The sequence below is a fragment of the Deltaproteobacteria bacterium genome, assembly GCA_029858205.1.
In the GTDB taxonomy this organism is placed as follows: Bacteria; Desulfobacterota; GWC2-55-46; order GWC2-55-46; family DRQE01; genus JAOUFM01.
Map to the genome: position 1 here is coordinate 17,781 of JAOUFM010000010.1, position 18,142 is coordinate 35,922.

Consider the following 18,142-nt stretch of genomic DNA (forward strand, 5'->3'; position numbering starts at 1 on the left):
AATTTAAGTTAGCGGAGAGTTACCAGTTGTTTTTATTTAGAAAAATCATAGCCGTTACTGTTGTTATGTTTTTTTCTCTTGCGCTCACTTCATGCGAAAAAGCGCAACCTTCGTCAGCATCGCTTCGCGCAGGAGAAAAGCGCGCAACGATTGCGCCGGAGTATTTTACAGGCAAGGCGTATAAGGCGTATTTCGCGGCAAAGGAAATTCCCGAGGTCTTGGATAGTCTGTACTGCTACTGCGACTGCGCAAAGCATGCCGGGCATCTTAGTCTGCTTACGTGTTTTGTCTCGATGCACGGGCAGGGCTGCGATGTGTGCATGGACGAAGCCATAATGGCTTATGAGCTTCATCAGCAGGGCAAGGATATACTCAGTATCAGGAAGGCTGTAGACGAAAAATTCGCGCGTTGATGCGCAAAAGAGGTTATAGCGAGATGAATAGAAATAACATCGTAATAATAGTTGTTATCGTCGTGGCCGTAGCAATAGCCGCGTATCTCATAGGCTCGAAATCCGGAGACAGCACGGCGACCGGCGTTAAGCAGGGCATGCCGCAAAATGGCGGCGCGTATTATCCTATGCCGCAGACAAACCCGAACGAGGTAATAGCAGAGCTTGAAAAACAGATAGCCGCCAATCCGAAGGACGCGAAGCTGCATGTGAGCATCGGCAAGGCGTACTTCGGCTTGCAGAAGTTCGATATGGCGGCCGCGCACTATAAGAACGCCGTAAAGCTCGACCCTAAGGACGTCGATTCGTATAACGACCTAGGGCTTTCGCTCCATTATATGAAGAACTCATCCGAGGCCATATCTTTTATCGATAAGGGGATAGCGGTGAACCCGTATTATCAGCGTATATGGCTTACAAAAGGGTTCGTGCTCGCCACCGGGCTAAACGACGTAAACGGCGCAAACGAGGCGTGGAAAAAGGCCATATCCATAGACCCAAACAGCGAGGTTGCCGCTGCCGCAAAAAGTTATATAGCCAAAGTAGGTCAGACAAAGGCCGGTAAATAATCGATTATGTCCAACGATACCGGTCAGAATGCAGAGAAGAAAAGCTTGGTAAGCAATATCCCGCTTACTGTCTGGAGCATATTCAGCTCGCTTAAGTTCACCATCTTCATCCTCATGGCGATAGCCTTTGTCTCGATATTCGGCACCATAGTCGAACAGGGCAGAGAGATGTCGGTTTACGTCGCCGAGTACGGCGAGAAGTGGGCGCGCGTCATCGAGGTGCTGCGCTTAGACGACATGTACCACACCGGATGGTTTACTTCGCTTCTCATACTGCTCGTCCTTAATATCATCGCATGCACGTGGGAGAGGTTTCCATCCAAGTGGAAATCCCTTCTTGGCCATGCAGACGACTTCAATACCGCTGTTATAAAAAATCTTTCCCACAAGGAAAGTGTTAGGGTTTACCGCAGCTCTCGCGCAGCAGTCGAGCTTACCACCGCCATGTTTGCAAAGCACAAGTATAAGCACAGAGTGCGGGAGAACTCCGACGGCTCTGTGGCCGTCTACGCGTGGAAGGGGCTGATAGGCCGCTTTGGCTCCGATGTTACGCACGTGAGCCTTTTTGTAATCCTTCTTGGCGCCATCATCGGCAGTTACTGGGGATATAAGGATTTCAAGAGCATGACCGTGGGTACGACGGCGACGGTAAAGAACGCTGATTTTTCGTTAAGGCTAGATAAGTTCTGGATAGATTACTACGAGAGCGGGCAGATACGCCAGTATAACTCGATCCTTACCGTTATCGAGGGCGGCAAGGAAGTGTTCCAAAAGCAGATATGGGTAAATGAGCCGTTATACTATAAGGGGATACGGTTCTACCAGTCGAGTTGGGGCAAATCATGGAACAGGATACAGGCTGCGAACCTTGTTCTAAAGAGAATAGACAGCGGCGCCGAAGTGACGACCTTCTCCGTGCCGTGGGGAGAGATGGTGAATGTCCCCGGCACGCCGTATTCAGTCAAAATCGCCGGGTTTGTCTCGGACTTCGCATTCGACCCGGAGACAAAGCAGATATATTCAAGCGGCGACGACCATAAAAATCCGGCCCTGATGCTCGAGGTCTATGAAAAGGATAAGGAAAGAAATACCGCATGGATATTCGGCAATATCCCAGGTTTTAGACAAGCCATACCGGGCACGAAATACGATCTGCTTCTCGATTCATATAACCCGGCGCTCTATTCCGGTCTTTCCGTGAATAAGGACCCTGGCACCAACATCGTGTGGCTTGGCACCGGCATCATGGGCGTTGGGTTCTTTTTCGCGTTCTTTATATTCCACAGGCGCGTGTGGGTGCAGGTCTCGCCGGATGGTAACGCTATGTCGGTGGTTGACATCGGCGGCATGACCAATAAAAACACCCTTGGATTTGAAAAAGAGTTCGCTGAAATGGTAAAATCATTGAAAGACATCCCTATGGGGGGAACGGAGGCAAAGTAACATGGAAAGCCAGGGACCAAAAGTAGTAATGTCGCTAATGTTCTTTACCATGAGCTTCGCCTTTTATGCGCTGGCTGCCGGGTTTTATGTCGGCAACTGGGTGTTCAGGAAAAAATGGATAGGGCTCATCGCCACATCCCTTACCGTGGTGGCCGCGCTCTCTACCACCATGATCCTCGTAAGCAGGGCCATAGAGAGCGGGCATGCGCCGTTCTCGAACCTCTATGAGTCCATGGTGCTTTTCGTTTGGGCGCTCAACGTCGGCTATCTCTGGTTCGAGCTGAAATATAAGATGAAGGTGCTTGGCGCGGTCATCATGCCCATAACCGTTGCCTCGATGTTTGCCGCGTGGATGCTTCCTTACCGCTTTAAGGACGTCGGCGACCTTAACCCGGCGCTGCAGAATAAGTGGAAGTGGATGGTAGAGTTTTTCTCCAAGTTCGGCCTCGAAAAGTACGCCATAGGCTGGTTGGATTTCCATGTGTTCACGACGTTTGTAGGGTATGCGGCCTTTGCCATAGCGTTTGGCCTGGCAATAGCGTATCTTGTGAGAAACCACTACGAGACGACCGGCAAGACCAACGCGCTCGTAAGCGCATTCCCTGAGTCCAAGGTGCTCGACGAGCTCGAGTACATATCCATAGCATGGGGTTTTCCGTTTCTCGGCATAGGAATCGTGTCTGGCGCCGTGTGGGCAAATGCCGCATGGGGTACGTACTGGTCCTGGGACCCGAAGGAAACATGGTCGCTTATAACCTGGCTCATATACGCCGCCTATCTGCATGCGCGCGTTACCAGGGGGTGGAGAGGAACGAAGGCCGCTTGGCTTTCTATAGCCGGGTTTGCGGCGGTCATATTCCTATACTGGGGCGTAAGCTTCATACTGCCGGGGTTGCACGCGTACGCTTAGAGCATCGGATGCTTTGTTTTGTCATGCGTCTTAGCCGATTCATATTTATTCATGGCATATATTATCATACGGAGCGCAGAGCATGGTCGATAACGCTGATAACGAGAAAAACCTAACACCCATAATCGTTGCCGTGGTAGCGGTGATAGTTGCGGCTGTCGTTGCATTCGTGTTCATGGGGCGCGACAGCTATAAGGAAATAGAAAAGTCCAGCAGCGCAATTGATTTCGTTTTGCCGGATATGGACGGTAAGCTCCGTAAGCTTGGCGACTATAAGGGTAAGGTCGTGTTCCTAAACTTCTGGGCCACGTGGTGCCCGCCGTGCAAGGAAGAGATGCCTTCCATGCAGGTGCTCTACGATAATCTTAAGGACAAGAACTTCGTTATCGTGGCTGTAAGCTCCGATACTTCGGCAGACGACGTAAAGAAGTTTATCGGCGAAAACAAGCTGACCTTCCCCGTGCTTCTTGACCCGAAGGGAAAAATCAAGGAGGCCTACAAGACCACAGGCTTCCCCGAGACCTTTATAATAGACCAGAACGGCGTTGTCGCGGAGAAGGTGGTTGGCCCGAGGAACTGGACCGATAACGGGAATTTGTCTGTTATCTTTGACTTAATAAAGAACGGCCCCAGGCCGCGTAAGTAGTGATAATGCCAGACCTCTTGCAAGAGAGTGTGCGCTACGGCAGGGAATTGACGGTAAACATGCCTATCAGTGAGAGGGAAAAGAAGGTTCTTATCGGAGCCGTTGTCGCGGCCGTTATTGTCGCCGTCGCCATATTCGCAACTCTTGTAACCTATCAGAGCAAGCCCAAGCTGCGTCAGCCACCGCCGCCTCAGCAGCAGGCGCCTTTGCCATTTCAATCCGTATCCGCCGTCAATGTGCTAGGTGTCGAGGAACTAAAGCCAACGAAGCCGCCCGGGTTCGCAATTCCCGATATAGACGGCGTAACGCGCACCTTAGACGATTATAAGGGGCGTGTCGTGCTCCTTAACTTCTGGGCAACGTGGTGCGAGCCCTGCAGGGTAGAGATGCCGCATTTCGAGGAACTGCACCGTATGTATTCTCTGAAGGGGCTCTCCGTAGTCGCCATAAACGATTACGAGACGATGGAGAAGGCAAGGATATTCGCAAAAAAGAACAGACTTTCCTTTACAGTACTCGTCGACGAGAGCGGCAAGGTAAGCGAGAGCTATATGGCTGTATTTTTGCCTACCACGTTTATCATAGATAGAGAGGGCAATGCCATTGCCAAGATAGCCGGCGTTCGCGATTGGACCTCGCCGCAGTTTAGGGCGTACCTGGAGAAGCTCCTTACTCAGGGAAAGGTTGTGGAAAAAAAGAAGGGTAAAACGAAGGAGAAGAAGCAGTAATGACGACAGAATCGTTTTTACAGCTTGCGTATATGGGAAAGCTCGCTATGGCCTTTGGCGGCGGGCTCATCTCCTTTGTTTCGCCGTGCGTGCTTCCGCTGGTCCCGTCCTACATATCGTTTGTTACGGGGGTATCGTTTGAGGAACTCACCAACCAGGACGACTCAAAGGGGCTAAAGAGGGTAATACTTCTTAACTCGCTGATGTTCGTCATAGGGTTTTCCGTTGTCTTCGTTCTCGTGCTCGGGCTCTCGGCCCAGTACGTGAGCCACGCCATCGTCGAGTACAAGGACATCATACGGCGCATAGGCGGGGCCGTGATATTCCTTCTTGGCATACACGTTATCGGCATAATCAACATAAAGTCCCTTAACATGGATAAGCGTTTTCATTTCTTCAAAAATAAGCCGCAGGGGCTTGTGGGCTCGTTCTTTGTGGGCGTGGGGTTTGCGGCAGGATGGACGCCGTGCATCGGCCCAATCCTCTCCGCCATCTTCGCTGCGGCGGCTACGGCAACGAGCAGGGTGGAGAGCCTCTCGCTCTTTGCCGCTTATTCGCTTGGTCTTGCAGTGCCGTTCATGCTCACTTCGCTTGGCATAAACACGTTTTTGAAGCACTTTAACAAGATAAAGAAACACATGCGCCTCGTCTCCATAATAACCGGCATTCTCCTTATGGTAACAGGAAGCTTGATATTTTTGAATTCTTTTGCTACAATAACCTCATTCTTCTATTCTATCATGCCCGCTCTGGGCTAAGGGGTGTACGAGATTATGGCCAGTCCCGTAGTGGAAGTATACGCTAGAACCGGTTGTTGTCTCTGTAAGGAAGCAAAGAAGATTATCGGAAGGGTGAAAACCGAGATACCCTTCAGCTTCAAGGAAGTCGACATAGCCTCCAGTGAGGACCTTCTAAGGCGTTATACCGATCATGTGCCAACGGTCTTCATAAACGGCAAAAAGGCTTTCAAGTTTAAGGTGGACGAGGGTGAGTTTAAGAAGAAGGTCCGCCGCGAGATTATCAAGGCAGGACTTACCAAGGCTTCTTTAAAAACACCTGTAAAGCCTTAATCTTATTAATCTTTTTTGTAGTTTTCCGCTTCGGTTAGGTGGTTGGAAATGCTTGCCTATCTTCGCTCCGCATAATTACTTGATTTTCTGCCTAAATTCATGTAAATTCTATAACAGTCTCTTTTTTGCAAAAAAGAGGCAGGAGCTTCTCTAACTCTATGAAAAAACTATTTTTTTATACTGCCCTCATATGTGCACTGATTTTTGTGCCTGTGGAGAATTCCTTTGCCGCAAGCGCAAAGATAGTGAACGCAGCGCTTGATGCGACAAGCGGATTGTCCTTTACAATGAATGTAGAGGGCGCCATGACAAAGGACATGGAAAAGGCCATCATGAGCGGCATGCCAACGAAGTTTACCTTCCTTGTCGAGGTATATAAGATAAAGCCCCTGTGGCCGGATGCAAAGGTTGGCTCATGGAAGTTCCATCACATCGTCAAGTACGACGTCCTTAAAGAGGAGTTCGAGGTAAGGCTTGGCGAGTCCAATACCGTTATCAAGACTAAGGATAGGGGCGAGATGGTTGCCCTTATGACCGGGTGTAAAAACGTCTCCATATCGCCGATGCCGATACTCGAGCCCGGCAAGCGCTATAAGTTTCGCATCAAGGCCATGCTCGATGAAATCACGCTTCCGTTCTACTTGGACTATCTGTTTTTCTTTATAAAGCTATGGGAGTTCGAAACGCCCTGGTACGCCATAGAGTTCGTTCACGGTCAAAAGTAACCACGACAGGCCGCGCCGCTTATGACAGAGGTCATTAAAGACAACGACGGTAACGAGGATAAAAGGCGGCACCGCGAGTATTATCTCATATTCGCGCTGATACCCGTTATAGCCGCGCTTGCGTACTTCGAGTCCAATATCGTGTCATTTGGCGGCAATGTCCCGGTTGCCACCAATATCCTGGTACTTGGCCTCATTAACATCAATATACTTTTCCTCATCCTGCTTATATTTCTTATCCTCAGAAACGCTTTTAAGCTCTACATGGAAAATAAGCTCAGGTTCGCAGGCTCTCGCCTAAAGACCAAGGTCGTGGGCTCGTTCGTGGGGCTTACGATAGTGCCCACACTCCTTCTTTTTTTCGTGGTCATAGGGCTCGTCAATAAGAGCATAGATGCGTGGTTCGACATAAAGGTCGAGGACTCGCTTCAGGAATCCCTTGACCTTGCCAGGGCCTTTCACAAGGACACCTCCGATAAGGTGTTAAACGCCTCTTGGCGCATGGCCTCGGACATAGAAAAGGACATGGCGGCCAAGAACGGCGTCATGGACAGGGCCTTTGTAAAATCGCTTATCGACAGAAAGCTCGTTGACCAGTATTTTTCCACCATCGAGGTGTATTCCTCCAAGTCAAAGCGCGTTGCCTACGCCGTTTCCGGAAACGTCAGTCCGGCTATGGTGCCTGACATAGAAGCGGCTGAGATAGAAAAGGCTGTCACAAAGGGAGCGCATACCTTCGTGCAAACGCTTCACGCAGGAGAGGTGATACGCGGGGTCTCGCCGATAAACTTCGAAAAGGGCGCGGCAGGCGCAGTGGCGGTGACGTACTTCATGCCGCAAAACCTCGTTGAGAAGATGGGGGCCATAGCAACGGCCTTCGAGGGCTATAAGCAGCTCCAGGTCATGAAGAACCCGGTGAAGGTAACGTACTTTACCGTGCTTCTGGCCCTTACGCTCCTTATCGTGTTCTTCGCAATATGGATAGGACAGTCGCTCGCAAAGAGCATCACCGGCCCCATACTGGAGCTTGCCGAGGGCACAAACGCCATCGCAGGCGGCAACCTCGATTACAGAATAAAGATAGAGAGCAGGGACGAAATAGGGCAGCTTGTTAAGTCCTTTAACCGCATGACCGAGGACCTGAAGGCAGGTAAGGCAGGGCTCGAGAGCGCCAACATGACGCTAAGGGACATCAACCTCGAGCTTGATTCCAGGCGGCGTTATATAGAGGTCGTTCTGGACGACATACCTTCGGGGGTCGTGTCCATAGACAGGGGCGGCACGATAACCTCCATAAACAGGATAGCGGCAGAGATGCTGTGGGTATCTGAGCACGGCTCGATAGGAAAGGACTATAACGACGTTTTCAGACGCGAGGACGCCGAGGTCGTGGGCGAGATGATAAAGGAGATGAACGAGCTTGGCGTGGACAGTATCGAGCGGCAGATGAAGGTAAACGTCAAGGACAAGGGCGAGATGAGCGTGCTCGTGCACCTTAGCGCGCTTAAGAGCCTTGGCGGAGAGTACCTTGGCATGGTTGCGGTACTCGACGACTTAACGCACATGCTAAAGACCCAGAGGATGCTTGCGTGGAAAGAAGTGGCAAAACGCATTGCGCATGAAATCAAGAACCCGCTTACCCCCATTCAGCTCTCGGCCCAGAGGCTAAGGAAAAAGTATCTTGGCACGTTCCCGGGCGACGTCTCTGTCTTCGATGAGTGCACGCAGACAATAATCAGGCAGGTCGAGGAATTGAAGATACTGGTAAACGAGTTTTCGAGCTTCGCGAGGATGCCAGCGGCAAACCCCGTGCCAAACGACCTTAACGCCATAATAGACGAGACCGTTATCCTCTACAGGGGCGCGCACAAGGGCGTTGCCTTTGATTTTGTTCCGGATAACGGCGTTCCGGTCATGGACATAGATAAAGACCAGTTTAAGAGGATGCTTATAAATCTCTTTGATAATTCCGTGGACGCCATGGGAGGAAGCGGCTCGATACGCGTAACAACGGTCTATGACGTTGCCATAAGCAGCGTAAGGCTCGAAGTCGCCGATACCGGCCCCGGTATTCCGGACGAAGACAAGCCGAGGCTGTTTGAGCCGTATTTCTCGACAAAGAAGACCGGCACGGGGCTCGGGCTTGCTATAGTGAGTAACATAATCTCCGATCATAACGGTTATATACGCGTCAGGGATAATTCTCCCAAGGGAACCGTATTCTCCATAGAACTTCCGGTGAAAGCGAGGGCATAGTGAAAAGCATTCTCATCATAGACGATGAAAAGAACATACTCGAATCCTTAGACGGCATACTCACCGACGAGGGCTTTGACGTATCCACGGCAGCAAGCGCCGAGGAAGGGCTCGAAAAGGTGGAGGCGGCCCTTCCGGACCTGATACTTCTAGATATATGGCTTCCGGGAAAGGACGGCATAGCGGCGCTTAAGGAAATAAGTGCGGCGCATCCGGACATCCCGATAATCATGATATCCGGGCACGGCACCATCGAGACGGCCGTAAAGGCAACGAAGCTTGGGGCGTATGATTTTCTCGAAAAGCCTTTGTCCCTTGAAAAGGTCGTTCTTACCGTCGAGCACGCGCTCGAGCAGAGGAGGCTAAGGGAGGAAAACCGCGCGCTTGCCGGAAAGGTGCAGGGTAAATACGAGCTCATAGGCTCAACCGAGCCAATCGAGCGCTTGAGAAAGGACATACGGCGTGTCGCGCCGACAAACTCATGGGTGCTTATTACCGGCGAGAACGGCACGGGTAAGGAGCTTGTTGCGAGAAATATTTATCTCTTTTCCAACCGCGCAACCAAGCCCTTTGTCGCTGTCAACTGTGCGGCAATCCCAGAGGAACTTATCGAGAGCGAGCTCTTTGGACATGAGAAGGGCGCGTTTACCGGCGCAACTGCCGCGAAAAAGGGAAAGTTCGATATGGCCGATACCGGAACGCTGTTCCTTGACGAGATAGGGGATATGAGCCTCAAGACGCAGGCAAAGATACTTCGCATACTCGAAGAGCAGAGCTTCGAGCGCGTGGGGGGCACGAAGAAAATCAAGGTCGATGTGCGCGTGGTCGCTGCCACCAATAAAGACCTTAAACAAGAGATACAGAAAGGGACCTTCAGAGAAGACCTTTACCACCGTTTGAACGTCATTCCGTTCCACGTGCCGACGCTTAGGGACAGGGCCGCGGATGTGAGGCTCTTTGTCGAGCATTTTATCAAGGTGTTCTCCGAGGAGATAAAGACCGCCCGCCCTGTTGTCAGTAAAGAGGCTGTTGCCGTGCTCGAAGGTTATGCATGGCCCGGGAACGTTCGCGAGTTGAGAAATCTGATGGAGCGGCTCGTTATCATGTCGCCTTCTAACTCCATAGGTGTCGAAGACCTGCCTGATTATGTTTGCGGCGGACAGGGCGAAGGAGGCAGCGCATTCTTATCAGGGGATTCCTTGAAAGAAGCGAGGAACGGTTTTGAGCGGGCCTTTATAATCAAGAAACTCAAGGAATGCGACGGCAACATCGCAAAGACCGCGGAGACCATAGGCATAGAGAGAAGCCACCTCTACAGGAAAATCAAGTTCTACGGCATAGATGCGTAGACAGGGAGCCACGGTAAGGTGAAAAGGGAATCCATACTCATAGTCGACGATGACAAGGGCATGCAGACGGTTCTGACCGCTGTGCTCGGCTCTGCGTATGAAACTTCCACTGCAGGAAGCGGCGAGGAGGCCCTCGGATTGTTAAATAAGCGTGGCTTCGACCTCGTGCTACTCGATATGAACCTCCCGGACATGGGCGGCATAGATGTGCTGCGAAAAATAAAGGCAGAGGTCTACGACGACACCTGCGTTATCGTCATATCCGCGCTCGATACGGCAAGGAGCGTGCTCGATGCGTTAAGGCACGGCGCTGCTGATTATGTCACAAAGCCATTCGAGACCGACGCGCTTATGGGCCGCGTGGCGCATTACCTCGAGGGAAGGCGGCTTAAGCGGGAAATAACATTTATAAAAGAAGAGCTGCAGGAGAGAATTGGATATCAGGGGATAGTTACGAGGTCAGCCAAAATGCAGTCTGCTCTCGATACAGCAAAGAAAGTCAGCGCAACGTCATCGAGCGTGCTCATAACCGGCGAGAGCGGCACGGGCAAGGAACTCGTCGCAAGATGCATACACGAACTAAGCGAGAGGCGCAGCAAACCGTTTGTCGCCATAAACTGCGGGGCCATGCCGGCAGAGCTTATGGAGAGCGAGATATTCGGGTACGAAAAAGGGGCCTTTACAGGGGCTACCAAGGCAAGGGTCGGGAAGTTCGAATATGCGGACGGAGGCACCGTATTTTTAGATGAAATAGCCAACATGCCGCTTTCTCTACAGGCAAAACTCCTTCGGGTCATACAGGAGAGGACATTTGAGCGCGTTGGGGCCAACCGGACTATCGAGGTGGACATACGTTTTATCGTCGCAACAAATGCGGACCTGATGCTGGAGGTTAAAAAGGGCGCGTTTCGAGACGACCTATTCTATAGGTTGAATGTCGTGCCAATAAAGCTGCCGCCGCTTCGCGAAAGGCATGAAGATATAGAGCTTCTTTCGAATATTGCGGTTGAGACCTATGCCAAGAAGTTTAGAAAAAATATCCCAGGCATATCGCCCGAGGCGCTTACCGTGTTAAAAGAATACGAGTGGCCGGGCAATGTTCGCGAACTGCAAAACATAATGGAGCGGCTCGTTGTGCTCGGCCAGGACGGCGCCAATATATCGGCTGCGGATATTCCTTCGGACTTTAAAAAGAAGACCTCTGCAGCGTGCGCCGGCACTACTTCAGGCGATACGGACCTCAAAGAGGCTTGCAGGCGTTTTGAAAAGGAGCATATCACATCCGTGCTTGAAAGTGTCGGGTGGAGCAGGACAAAGGCTGCTGCAGCTCTCGGAGTGCACAGGAATACGCTTCTAAATAAGATGCAGGAGCTCGGTATAGGCAGGGAGTCCTCCGGCGGTTTACAAACAACCGGGAACTATGGTAAAAAGACTAAAGGACAGGCATAAATTACTTAATAAGGGGAACGACGGGCATGGCCGGACATTCGAGATGGGCTAACATAAAACACAAGAAACAAAAGAGCGATGCGAAGCGGGGAAAGGTTTTCACCAAGCTCGTAAAGGAGATCATGGTGGCTGCGAAGCTTGGCGGCAGCGACATAGGCTCGAACCCGAGGCTTCGCGGAGCGGTAGAAAGGGCAAAGAGCGAGAACCTGCCGGCCGATAATATAGACCGCGCAATCAAGAAAGGTGCTGGCGAGCTCTCCGGCGTTACATACGAAGAGGGCATATACGAGGGGTACGCCGCAGCAGGGGTGGCGGTGCTCGTGGCCTATATGACCGACAACAAGAACAGAACAGCCGGGGACGTGCGTTCCATATTCACCAAAAACGACGGACGCTTCGGTGAGAGCGGCTCGGTAGGGTGGATATTCGACAAGAAGGGGGTCTTCACCTTCGATATGGCGAGTGTTAAGGAAGAGGCGCTCATGGAGGCTGCCATAGAGGCAGGCGCCGACGATGTTGTAAGAAATGACGACGACGCTGTCTTCGAGGTCTATTCAGACCCGACTCTTTTTCATGCCGTAAAGACCGCCTTTGACGAAAAGAAGCTCAAGTACTCGGTTGCGGAAATAAGCATGATACCGAAGAACACCGTCAAGGTCACGGGTGGCGACGTAGGCAAGGTGCTAAAGCTCCTCGATGCCCTCGAAGACAACGACGACGTGCAAAACGTGTACGCGAACTTCGACATTTCCAAAGAAGACATGGAGAAGGTGGCGTAGTGGCTTTTTCCTTTAAGGGGGCTTTGTGAGGGTCCTTGGCGTTGACCCGGGCACACTTGTTACCGGGTACGGCGTTATAGAAGAGGCAAAGGGCGCTTTCAGGGCGATTGCAGGCGGCGATATAAAGATGGACTCTGCGCTGGAATTGCCGGAGAGGCTTCTAAAGATTTTCGATACTCTCGTAAGTGTTATAGACGAACATAAGCCGGATTGTCTCTCCCTTGAGTCCGCGTTCTTTGCAAAGAACGCCAGGAGCGCGCTCTTTATAGGGCACGCCAGAGGGGTTGTGATGCTAAGCGCTGCGCGTTTTGGCATAAAGGTCTTCGAGTACCCGCCCTCTACGGTAAAGCAGGCGGTGACTGGCTCAGGAGGGGCTACAAAGGAGCAGGTGGAGAAGATGGTCAGGCTTTTGACAGGCGTTGATAAGAAGATGCGCCCTGATGTGTACGACGCATACGCCGCGGCAATATGCCACATAAACCATTCGGCAGTGGCAGCGCTTGGCCCTATTAGGCGCGGCAGGGGAGGAAGGCGCAGATGATTGCAAGGCTTAACGGGAAAATTGTTGAAAAGGACACTTTAATAGCCATCGTGGATGTTGCGGGTGTTGGCTACGAGGTCAACATTCCGCTCTCTACCTATTACAGGCTGCCTGAGCCTGGCGGAGAAGTAACGCTTTTTATATCGACCTTTGTGAGAGAGGATTCAATTGACCTCTACGGGTTCTTTACAATCGACGAGAAAAATCTTTTCAGACTGCTTACATCCGTAAGCGGCGTTGGCCCGAAGCTTGCGCGTAATATTATCTCTGGGCTTCCTTCCGCGGACCTTCTTGGCGCGATTGCCTCCGGTGATGTCGAGAAGCTAAAGGGAATATCCGGGGTTGGCAAGAAGACGGCGGACAGGGTCATAGTTGAACTGAAGGATAAGGCAAAGGACATGGCCATTACCTCGAAGAATGTGCCGCATGCCGTGATTTTTACAGACGAACTTTTAAACGACGTTGTATCGGCGCTAAAGAATCTCGGCTACAAGGCCCAGGGCGCCGAAGAGGCCGTGAGGACGGTATTAAAGGAACTGCCCGGCGGCGCGCCGTTCGAGCAGATTCTCAAGGAAGCATTAAAGATGCTTTCGAGATAAGGATAACCTTTTATGGACGACAGAGACATTTCTCCGGCAAGACTTCCGGACGACGGATTCGAAACGAGCCTTCGTCCGCGCGTGATGCAGGACTTCGTAGGACAGGACAAGGAAAAGGAAAATCTTTCCGTGTTCATCGGCGCTGCAAAGGCCAGAAAGGAGCAGCTCGACCACGTGCTCTTCTACGGCCCGCCGGGCCTTGGAAAGACAACGCTTGCCCACATCATCGCAAACGAACTTGGCTCCAATATCCGTACCACGTCAGGGCCTGCCATAGAAAAGGCCGGGGACCTGGCTGCAATACTCACTAACCTCGAGGCAAACGACGTGCTCTTTATAGACGAGATACACCGGCTCCAAAGCGTTGTCGAGGAAATCCTTTACCCCGCGATGGAAGACTTTCAGATAGATATAATGATAGGGCAGGGGCCGTCTGCAAGGTCCATAAAGCTCGATCTGCCGAAGTTTACGCTTATCGGCGCGACAACAAGGGCAGGGCTCCTGACATCTCCGCTTAGAGACAGGTTCGGCGTAATCGTGAGGCTCGACTTTTATACGCCTGAGGAATTAAAGATTATCATAAACCGTTCGAGCGCCATACTAGGCGTTGCCATTACCGAGGACGGTTCTCTGGAGATTGCGAAGCGAAGCCGAGGCACCCCGCGTATTGCCAACAGGCTTCTTAAGCGCGTTCGCGATTTTGCAGAGATGAAGCATAACGGCAAGGTCACGGGAGACGTTGCGCGCTATGCCCTCGATAAGCTCGATATCGACATGCGCGGCTTTGATAAAATGGACAGGCGAATCCTTACCGCCATTATAGACAACTTTGGCGGCGGCCCGGTCGGGGTGGATTCGCTCTCAGCATGCCTTAACGAAGAGAGGGACGCGATAGAGGACCTCTACGAGCCTTACCTCATACAGGAAGGGTTCATAATGAGGACATCGAGAGGGCGCATGGCAACGCGTCTTGCGTATGAGCACGTCGGAAGGCCATACACAGAAAAAGAAGACCGCCAGGGAAGGCTAATATAGCGCAATCATGAAACGCATACTCGTTCATATCTGCTGCGGCCCGTGCTCTATAATGCCTATCAAGGAAATGCTCGAAGGAACATACGAGGTCACCGGGTTTTTCTATAACCCGAACATACACCCCGAGGCAGAGTTCAGGAAAAGAATAGAGGCCACGAAGCTCCTTTCATCGAAAATGGGCATCGAGGTAATATTCGACGAGGAGTATAATCCGAGGCCGTACTTCGAGCGTCTTTACGGGACGAATAAAAAAGCAATTCCAAAAGATATCAGGTGCGAGAACTGCTATGCATTAAGGCTCGAGAGAACTGCCGTTACTGCGCGCGCATTTGGTTACGACGCGTTCTCGTCATCTCTTTTGTATAGCCGTTACCAGAAGCATGACGAGGTCGTGGCAATCGGCAGAGAGCTTGAAAAGGCCGTTGATGTGCCGTTTTTCAATGAAGACTTTCGAAAGGGCTGGCACGAGGGCATAAAGCTCTCGAAGGAATACGGCCTCTACAGGCAAAAGTACTGCGGCTGCGTCTTTAGCCTTCACGAAAGATAATTGGGCATGCGTAATTTTTCATTCAATATCGCCGCGCGCCGCGCTGTGTTCGACGAGCCCTTTGAGATAGTGGAGAGAAAGGGCGCCGGGCATCCGGACTATATATGCGACGCGGTGATGGAGTCCATATCGATTGAGCTTTCGCGCGAGTATATAAAGCGCTTTGGCTCGGTGCTGCATCATAATATCGACAAAGGGCTATTGTCCGCCGGGAGCGTAAAAAAGCGTTTTGGCGGCGGCAGCGTTACAGAGCCCATGACGCTTACAGTCGGCGACAGGGCGGCATTCGGCGTAAAAGGCAGGCGCGTTGCCGTAAAAGACATTGTCGTAAAAGCCGCGAGAAGGTGGTTTACGGAGAACCTGAGGTTTGTCGACGCGCTAAAGCATCTGGAGGTGCGCGTTGAGCTAAGACCTGGCTCCGAGGAGCTTACCTCCATTTTTGCGGCAAAAGAAGCGATACTTGGCGCTAACGACACCTCTGCTGCTGTCGGCACTGCGCCGTTTACGCCGACAGAGCGGGCGGTGTTTCTCGTAGAAAGGTTTTTGAACGGAGCGGCCTTCAAGGCGGCGTTCCCGCATACAGGCGAGGATGTGAAGGTCATGGGGGTTAGAGACGGTAAATCCCTGGACTTGACTATCGCAATGCCGCTTGTTGCGCGCTATGTGAAGAACGAGCGCGATTACTTTCAAAAGAAGGCAGCAGTGCTGGCTGCGCTTAAATCGTTTACAGCAGCGCTGCCGTTTAAAAAAGTCGGCGTGTCGCTAAATACGCTCGATAGAAAAGGCTCGGGCATCGAAGGCGTGTACCTGACGCTCCTTGGCACATCTGCCGAGGATGCGGATTCCGGACAGGTCGGCAGAGGCAACCGCGTAAACGGCGTTATATCGCTAAACCGTCCGTCAGGGAGCGAGGCTGCGGCAGGGAAGAACCCCGTTAGCCACGTCGGCAAGATTTATTCTGTCCTTAGCCACAAGATGGCCCATGTCATCTACGAAAGTGTGGACGGTGCGGCCGAGGTCTATGTGTGGCTTCTAAGCTCCATAGGAACGCCGATAAACGAGCCAAAGAGGCTTGCGGTCGAGATAGTGCCAAAGGGGCGCGGCTTCTCAAGGACTGCGGCGCGTAAAAAGGCGGAAAAGATATGTTCGGATTCAATGGCCGATATACGGGCCTTCACACACGCGCTTATTCGAGGCGAATATCCGGTTTGCTAAAGGAGGAATACGATGGCTGCAAAGCATGATCCGGAAAGATTCAGGGCCGGGCTGATAGAGAAGAAAAGAGAGCTCTGGAATAAACTCAGGGAAGAGTATTTTACAAGGCTCGGTAAGGAGTATAACGAGCAGTTTTCGTCACCGCAGGACGTCGAAGACCTGGCAGTAAGTGACCTTATAGAGGAAACAGGGCTTACGGTTGCGGACATAAGGCTTGGCGAACTCGAGGCAATAGAAAAGACAATTGAAAGGATTGACGACGGCACTTACGGAAAGTGCGAGGACTGCGGCGAGGCAGTGGACGGCGCGAGGCTTTCTGCAATGCCTTATGCCGCAAGATGCCTTGCGTGCCAATCGAAGCGGGAGCGATAGGCCGAGCGTAGTGTTTTAAGATGCCTCAATATAAACCTTCCTACATAGAGCTTCATAGAACGGGCGATCTTCATAAGCGGGCCTCTCTGCTTTTGGAGAGGCTAAAGGACTGCACACTTTGCCCTCATAACTGTCATGTCGACAGGGTTGGCGGTAATGTCGGCGTGTGCAGGGTGGGCGCGAATCCGGTAGTGTCGTCTGCAGAGCCGCATTACGGCGAGGAGCCGCCGCTTGTTGGCACGCTTGGCAGCGGAACTATCTTCATGACGTATTGCAATCTTAAGTGTGTCTTCTGCCAGAACTACGACATAAGCCACCTTGGAGACGGTACTGAGATAACAATAGACGAACTTGCTTCCGAGATGCTAAAGCTCCAGAACAGGGGCTGCCATAACATAAACTTCGTAAGCCCGACTCATCAGATAGCGCAGATAGTTGCCGCGGTAGCAAGGGCCGCTGACATGGGGCTCGAGGTGCCGCTCGTGTATAACTCGGGCGGGTATGAGTCGGCGGAGGTTATAAAGATGCTGGATGGGGTCTTTGATATCTATATGCCAGATATCAAGTACGGCGACGACGCGCACGCAAAGAAATTCTCCGCCGTCCCGGATTATGTCGAGCGGGCCCTTGAGTCCTTAAAGGAGATGCATCGCCAGGTCGGGGACCTTGTCCTGGACGCGAAGCGGATTGCGCAGAGAGGGCTTCTCATACGCCACCTCGTGCTGCCCGAAGGTCTTGCCAATACGAAAAAGGTCATGACGTTCATTGCCGAAGAGATATCGAAAAATTCCTACGTCAATATAATGGACCAGTACAGGCCGTGTTTTAATGCAGGTGCGCATCCTCCGCTCGATAGAAGAATCACACGCAAGGAATATGAGGAAGCTGTTGAGATTGCAAAAGCAGCAGGTATTAGGCGCATAGCTGGCGTAACGGCGTAGGGCCTGATGGATAAGAAGATAAAAACCGAAAGGCAAATTTCAGCAGGCGGCGTGGTTTACAGGCGAGCCAAGGGTACTTTGATAGAAGTCGCGCTAATAGAGGTAGAGTCGAGTAAGGGCCTTGTCTGGTCGCTTCCAAAGGGGCTAAGAAAAGACGGCGAGAACCTCGCCAGAACAGCGCACCGCGAGGTTAAGGAAGAGACCGGATTAGACGGGCATATAGTAAAGAGTATAGATAACATCCATTATTTTTACTGCGAGAAAACAGAGGAAGGCACCAAGCGGTTTTTTAAGATAGTATATTTTTTCCTCATGGAATACAGCGGCGGCGAGACAACAGGTCACGACGACGAGGTCATTGAGTGCCGCTGGTTCCCGTTAGATGAGGCAATAGAGCTCGTAGCGTATAAAGACGAGCAAGAGGTGCTTAAAAAGGCAGGAAATATGATATTATCCCTTAAAAATTAAGGGCTTGTCATTGTTTTGGGTATTGTGGTAAGTTATTCGTGCATGGAC

The 18,142-nt window shown here is 51.7% G+C and carries 21 protein-coding genes; all 21 read left to right on the forward strand.

Features of this window, described 5'->3' with window-relative positions; genetic code table 11:
• Positions 1 to 26 precede the first annotated feature (26 nt).
• The 21 genes from OEV59_08110 to OEV59_08210 all read left to right on the forward strand — a co-directional run bounded on the left by OEV59_08110 (position 27) and on the right by OEV59_08210 (position 18,094).
• Positions 27 to 413 carry a PCYCGC domain-containing protein gene (locus OEV59_08110; protein ID MDH4227689.1) on the forward strand — a complete coding sequence of 129 codons (387 nt, stop codon included), beginning with the start codon at positions 27 to 29 and terminating at the stop codon, positions 411 to 413.
• 23 nt (positions 414 to 436) lie between these two features.
• Positions 437 to 1,021 (forward strand): tetratricopeptide repeat protein, encoded by a 585-nt coding sequence (locus tag OEV59_08115; GenBank protein MDH4227690.1) that lies wholly within the window; start codon positions 437 to 439, stop codon positions 1,019 to 1,021.
• A 6-nt stretch (positions 1,022 to 1,027) separates the two neighbouring features.
• A complete protein-coding gene (locus OEV59_08120) occupies positions 1,028 to 2,464 on the forward strand; it encodes a cytochrome c biogenesis protein ResB (GenBank protein ID MDH4227691.1) in 1,437 nt (478 codons plus the stop codon).
• 1 nt (position 2,465) lies between these two features.
• Positions 2,466 to 3,374, forward strand: a complete 909-nt coding sequence (gene ccsB, locus OEV59_08125; GenBank protein MDH4227692.1) for a c-type cytochrome biogenesis protein CcsB — start codon at positions 2,466 to 2,468, stop codon at positions 3,372 to 3,374.
• An 82-nt stretch (positions 3,375 to 3,456) separates the two neighbouring features.
• A complete protein-coding gene (locus tag OEV59_08130) occupies positions 3,457 to 4,020 on the forward strand; it encodes a TlpA family protein disulfide reductase (GenBank protein MDH4227693.1) in 564 nt (187 codons plus the stop codon).
• Positions 4,021 to 4,025: 5 nt separating this feature from the next.
• On the forward strand, positions 4,026 to 4,748 hold the full coding sequence (locus OEV59_08135) for a TlpA family protein disulfide reductase (protein MDH4227694.1): 723 nt from the start codon (positions 4,026 to 4,028) through the stop codon (positions 4,746 to 4,748).
• Entirely contained in the window at positions 4,748 to 5,506 is a 759-nt protein-coding gene (locus tag OEV59_08140; protein MDH4227695.1) for a cytochrome c biogenesis protein CcdA, read from the forward strand. Before OEV59_08135 ends, OEV59_08140 begins: the two co-directional genes overlap by 1 nt.
• 15 nt (positions 5,507 to 5,521) lie before the next feature.
• A complete protein-coding gene (locus OEV59_08145) occupies positions 5,522 to 5,818 on the forward strand; it encodes a glutaredoxin family protein (protein MDH4227696.1) in 297 nt (98 codons plus the stop codon).
• Positions 5,819 to 5,976: 158 nt separating this feature from the next.
• Positions 5,977 to 6,543, forward strand: coding sequence for a DUF4390 domain-containing protein (locus tag OEV59_08150; protein MDH4227697.1), 567 nt, complete (start codon positions 5,977 to 5,979; stop codon positions 6,541 to 6,543).
• Between the two features lie 21 nt (positions 6,544 to 6,564).
• The gene (locus OEV59_08155) at positions 6,565 to 8,799 is read left to right on the forward strand and encodes an ATP-binding protein (GenBank protein ID MDH4227698.1); all 2,235 of its coding nucleotides are present in this window, start codon (positions 6,565 to 6,567) and stop codon (positions 8,797 to 8,799) included.
• Positions 8,796 to 10,148 carry a sigma-54 dependent transcriptional regulator gene (locus tag OEV59_08160; protein MDH4227699.1) on the forward strand — a complete coding sequence of 451 codons (1,353 nt, stop codon included), beginning with the start codon at positions 8,796 to 8,798 and terminating at the stop codon, positions 10,146 to 10,148. The genes OEV59_08155 and OEV59_08160 overlap by 4 nt, the downstream gene beginning before the upstream one ends.
• A gap of 18 nt (positions 10,149 to 10,166) precedes the next feature.
• A complete protein-coding gene (locus OEV59_08165; protein MDH4227700.1) occupies positions 10,167 to 11,597 on the forward strand; it encodes a sigma-54 dependent transcriptional regulator in 1,431 nt (476 codons plus the stop codon).
• Between the two features lie 26 nt (positions 11,598 to 11,623).
• Positions 11,624 to 12,376: a YebC/PmpR family DNA-binding transcriptional regulator gene (locus OEV59_08170; GenBank protein MDH4227701.1), complete on the forward strand. Its 753-nt coding sequence runs from the start codon at positions 11,624 to 11,626 to the stop codon at positions 12,374 to 12,376.
• A gap of 25 nt (positions 12,377 to 12,401) precedes the next feature.
• Positions 12,402 to 12,917 (forward strand): crossover junction endodeoxyribonuclease RuvC, encoded by a 516-nt coding sequence (gene ruvC / locus OEV59_08175; GenBank protein ID MDH4227702.1) that lies wholly within the window; start codon positions 12,402 to 12,404, stop codon positions 12,915 to 12,917.
• On the forward strand, positions 12,914 to 13,516 hold the full coding sequence (ruvA, locus tag OEV59_08180) for a Holliday junction branch migration protein RuvA (protein ID MDH4227703.1): 603 nt from the start codon (positions 12,914 to 12,916) through the stop codon (positions 13,514 to 13,516). The genes ruvC and ruvA overlap by 4 nt, the downstream gene beginning before the upstream one ends.
• Before the next feature lie 12 nt (positions 13,517 to 13,528).
• Entirely contained in the window at positions 13,529 to 14,551 is a 1,023-nt protein-coding gene (gene ruvB / locus OEV59_08185) for a Holliday junction branch migration DNA helicase RuvB (GenBank protein MDH4227704.1), read from the forward strand.
• A 7-nt stretch (positions 14,552 to 14,558) separates the two neighbouring features.
• On the forward strand, positions 14,559 to 15,098 hold the full coding sequence (locus tag OEV59_08190) for an epoxyqueuosine reductase QueH (protein ID MDH4227705.1): 540 nt from the start codon (positions 14,559 to 14,561) through the stop codon (positions 15,096 to 15,098).
• A gap of 6 nt (positions 15,099 to 15,104) precedes the next feature.
• Positions 15,105 to 16,313, forward strand: a complete 1,209-nt coding sequence (locus OEV59_08195) for a methionine adenosyltransferase (protein MDH4227706.1) — start codon at positions 15,105 to 15,107, stop codon at positions 16,311 to 16,313.
• A 12-nt stretch (positions 16,314 to 16,325) separates the two neighbouring features.
• Positions 16,326 to 16,685, forward strand: a complete 360-nt coding sequence (locus OEV59_08200) for a TraR/DksA family transcriptional regulator (GenBank protein MDH4227707.1) — start codon at positions 16,326 to 16,328, stop codon at positions 16,683 to 16,685.
• Between the two features lie 20 nt (positions 16,686 to 16,705).
• Complete coding sequence (locus tag OEV59_08205; protein MDH4227708.1) at positions 16,706 to 17,626, forward strand: radical SAM protein; 921 nt, start codon at positions 16,706 to 16,708, stop codon at positions 17,624 to 17,626.
• A 6-nt stretch (positions 17,627 to 17,632) separates the two neighbouring features.
• Complete coding sequence (locus tag OEV59_08210) at positions 17,633 to 18,094, forward strand: NUDIX hydrolase (protein ID MDH4227709.1); 462 nt, start codon at positions 17,633 to 17,635, stop codon at positions 18,092 to 18,094.
• Positions 18,095 to 18,142 lie beyond the last annotated feature (48 nt).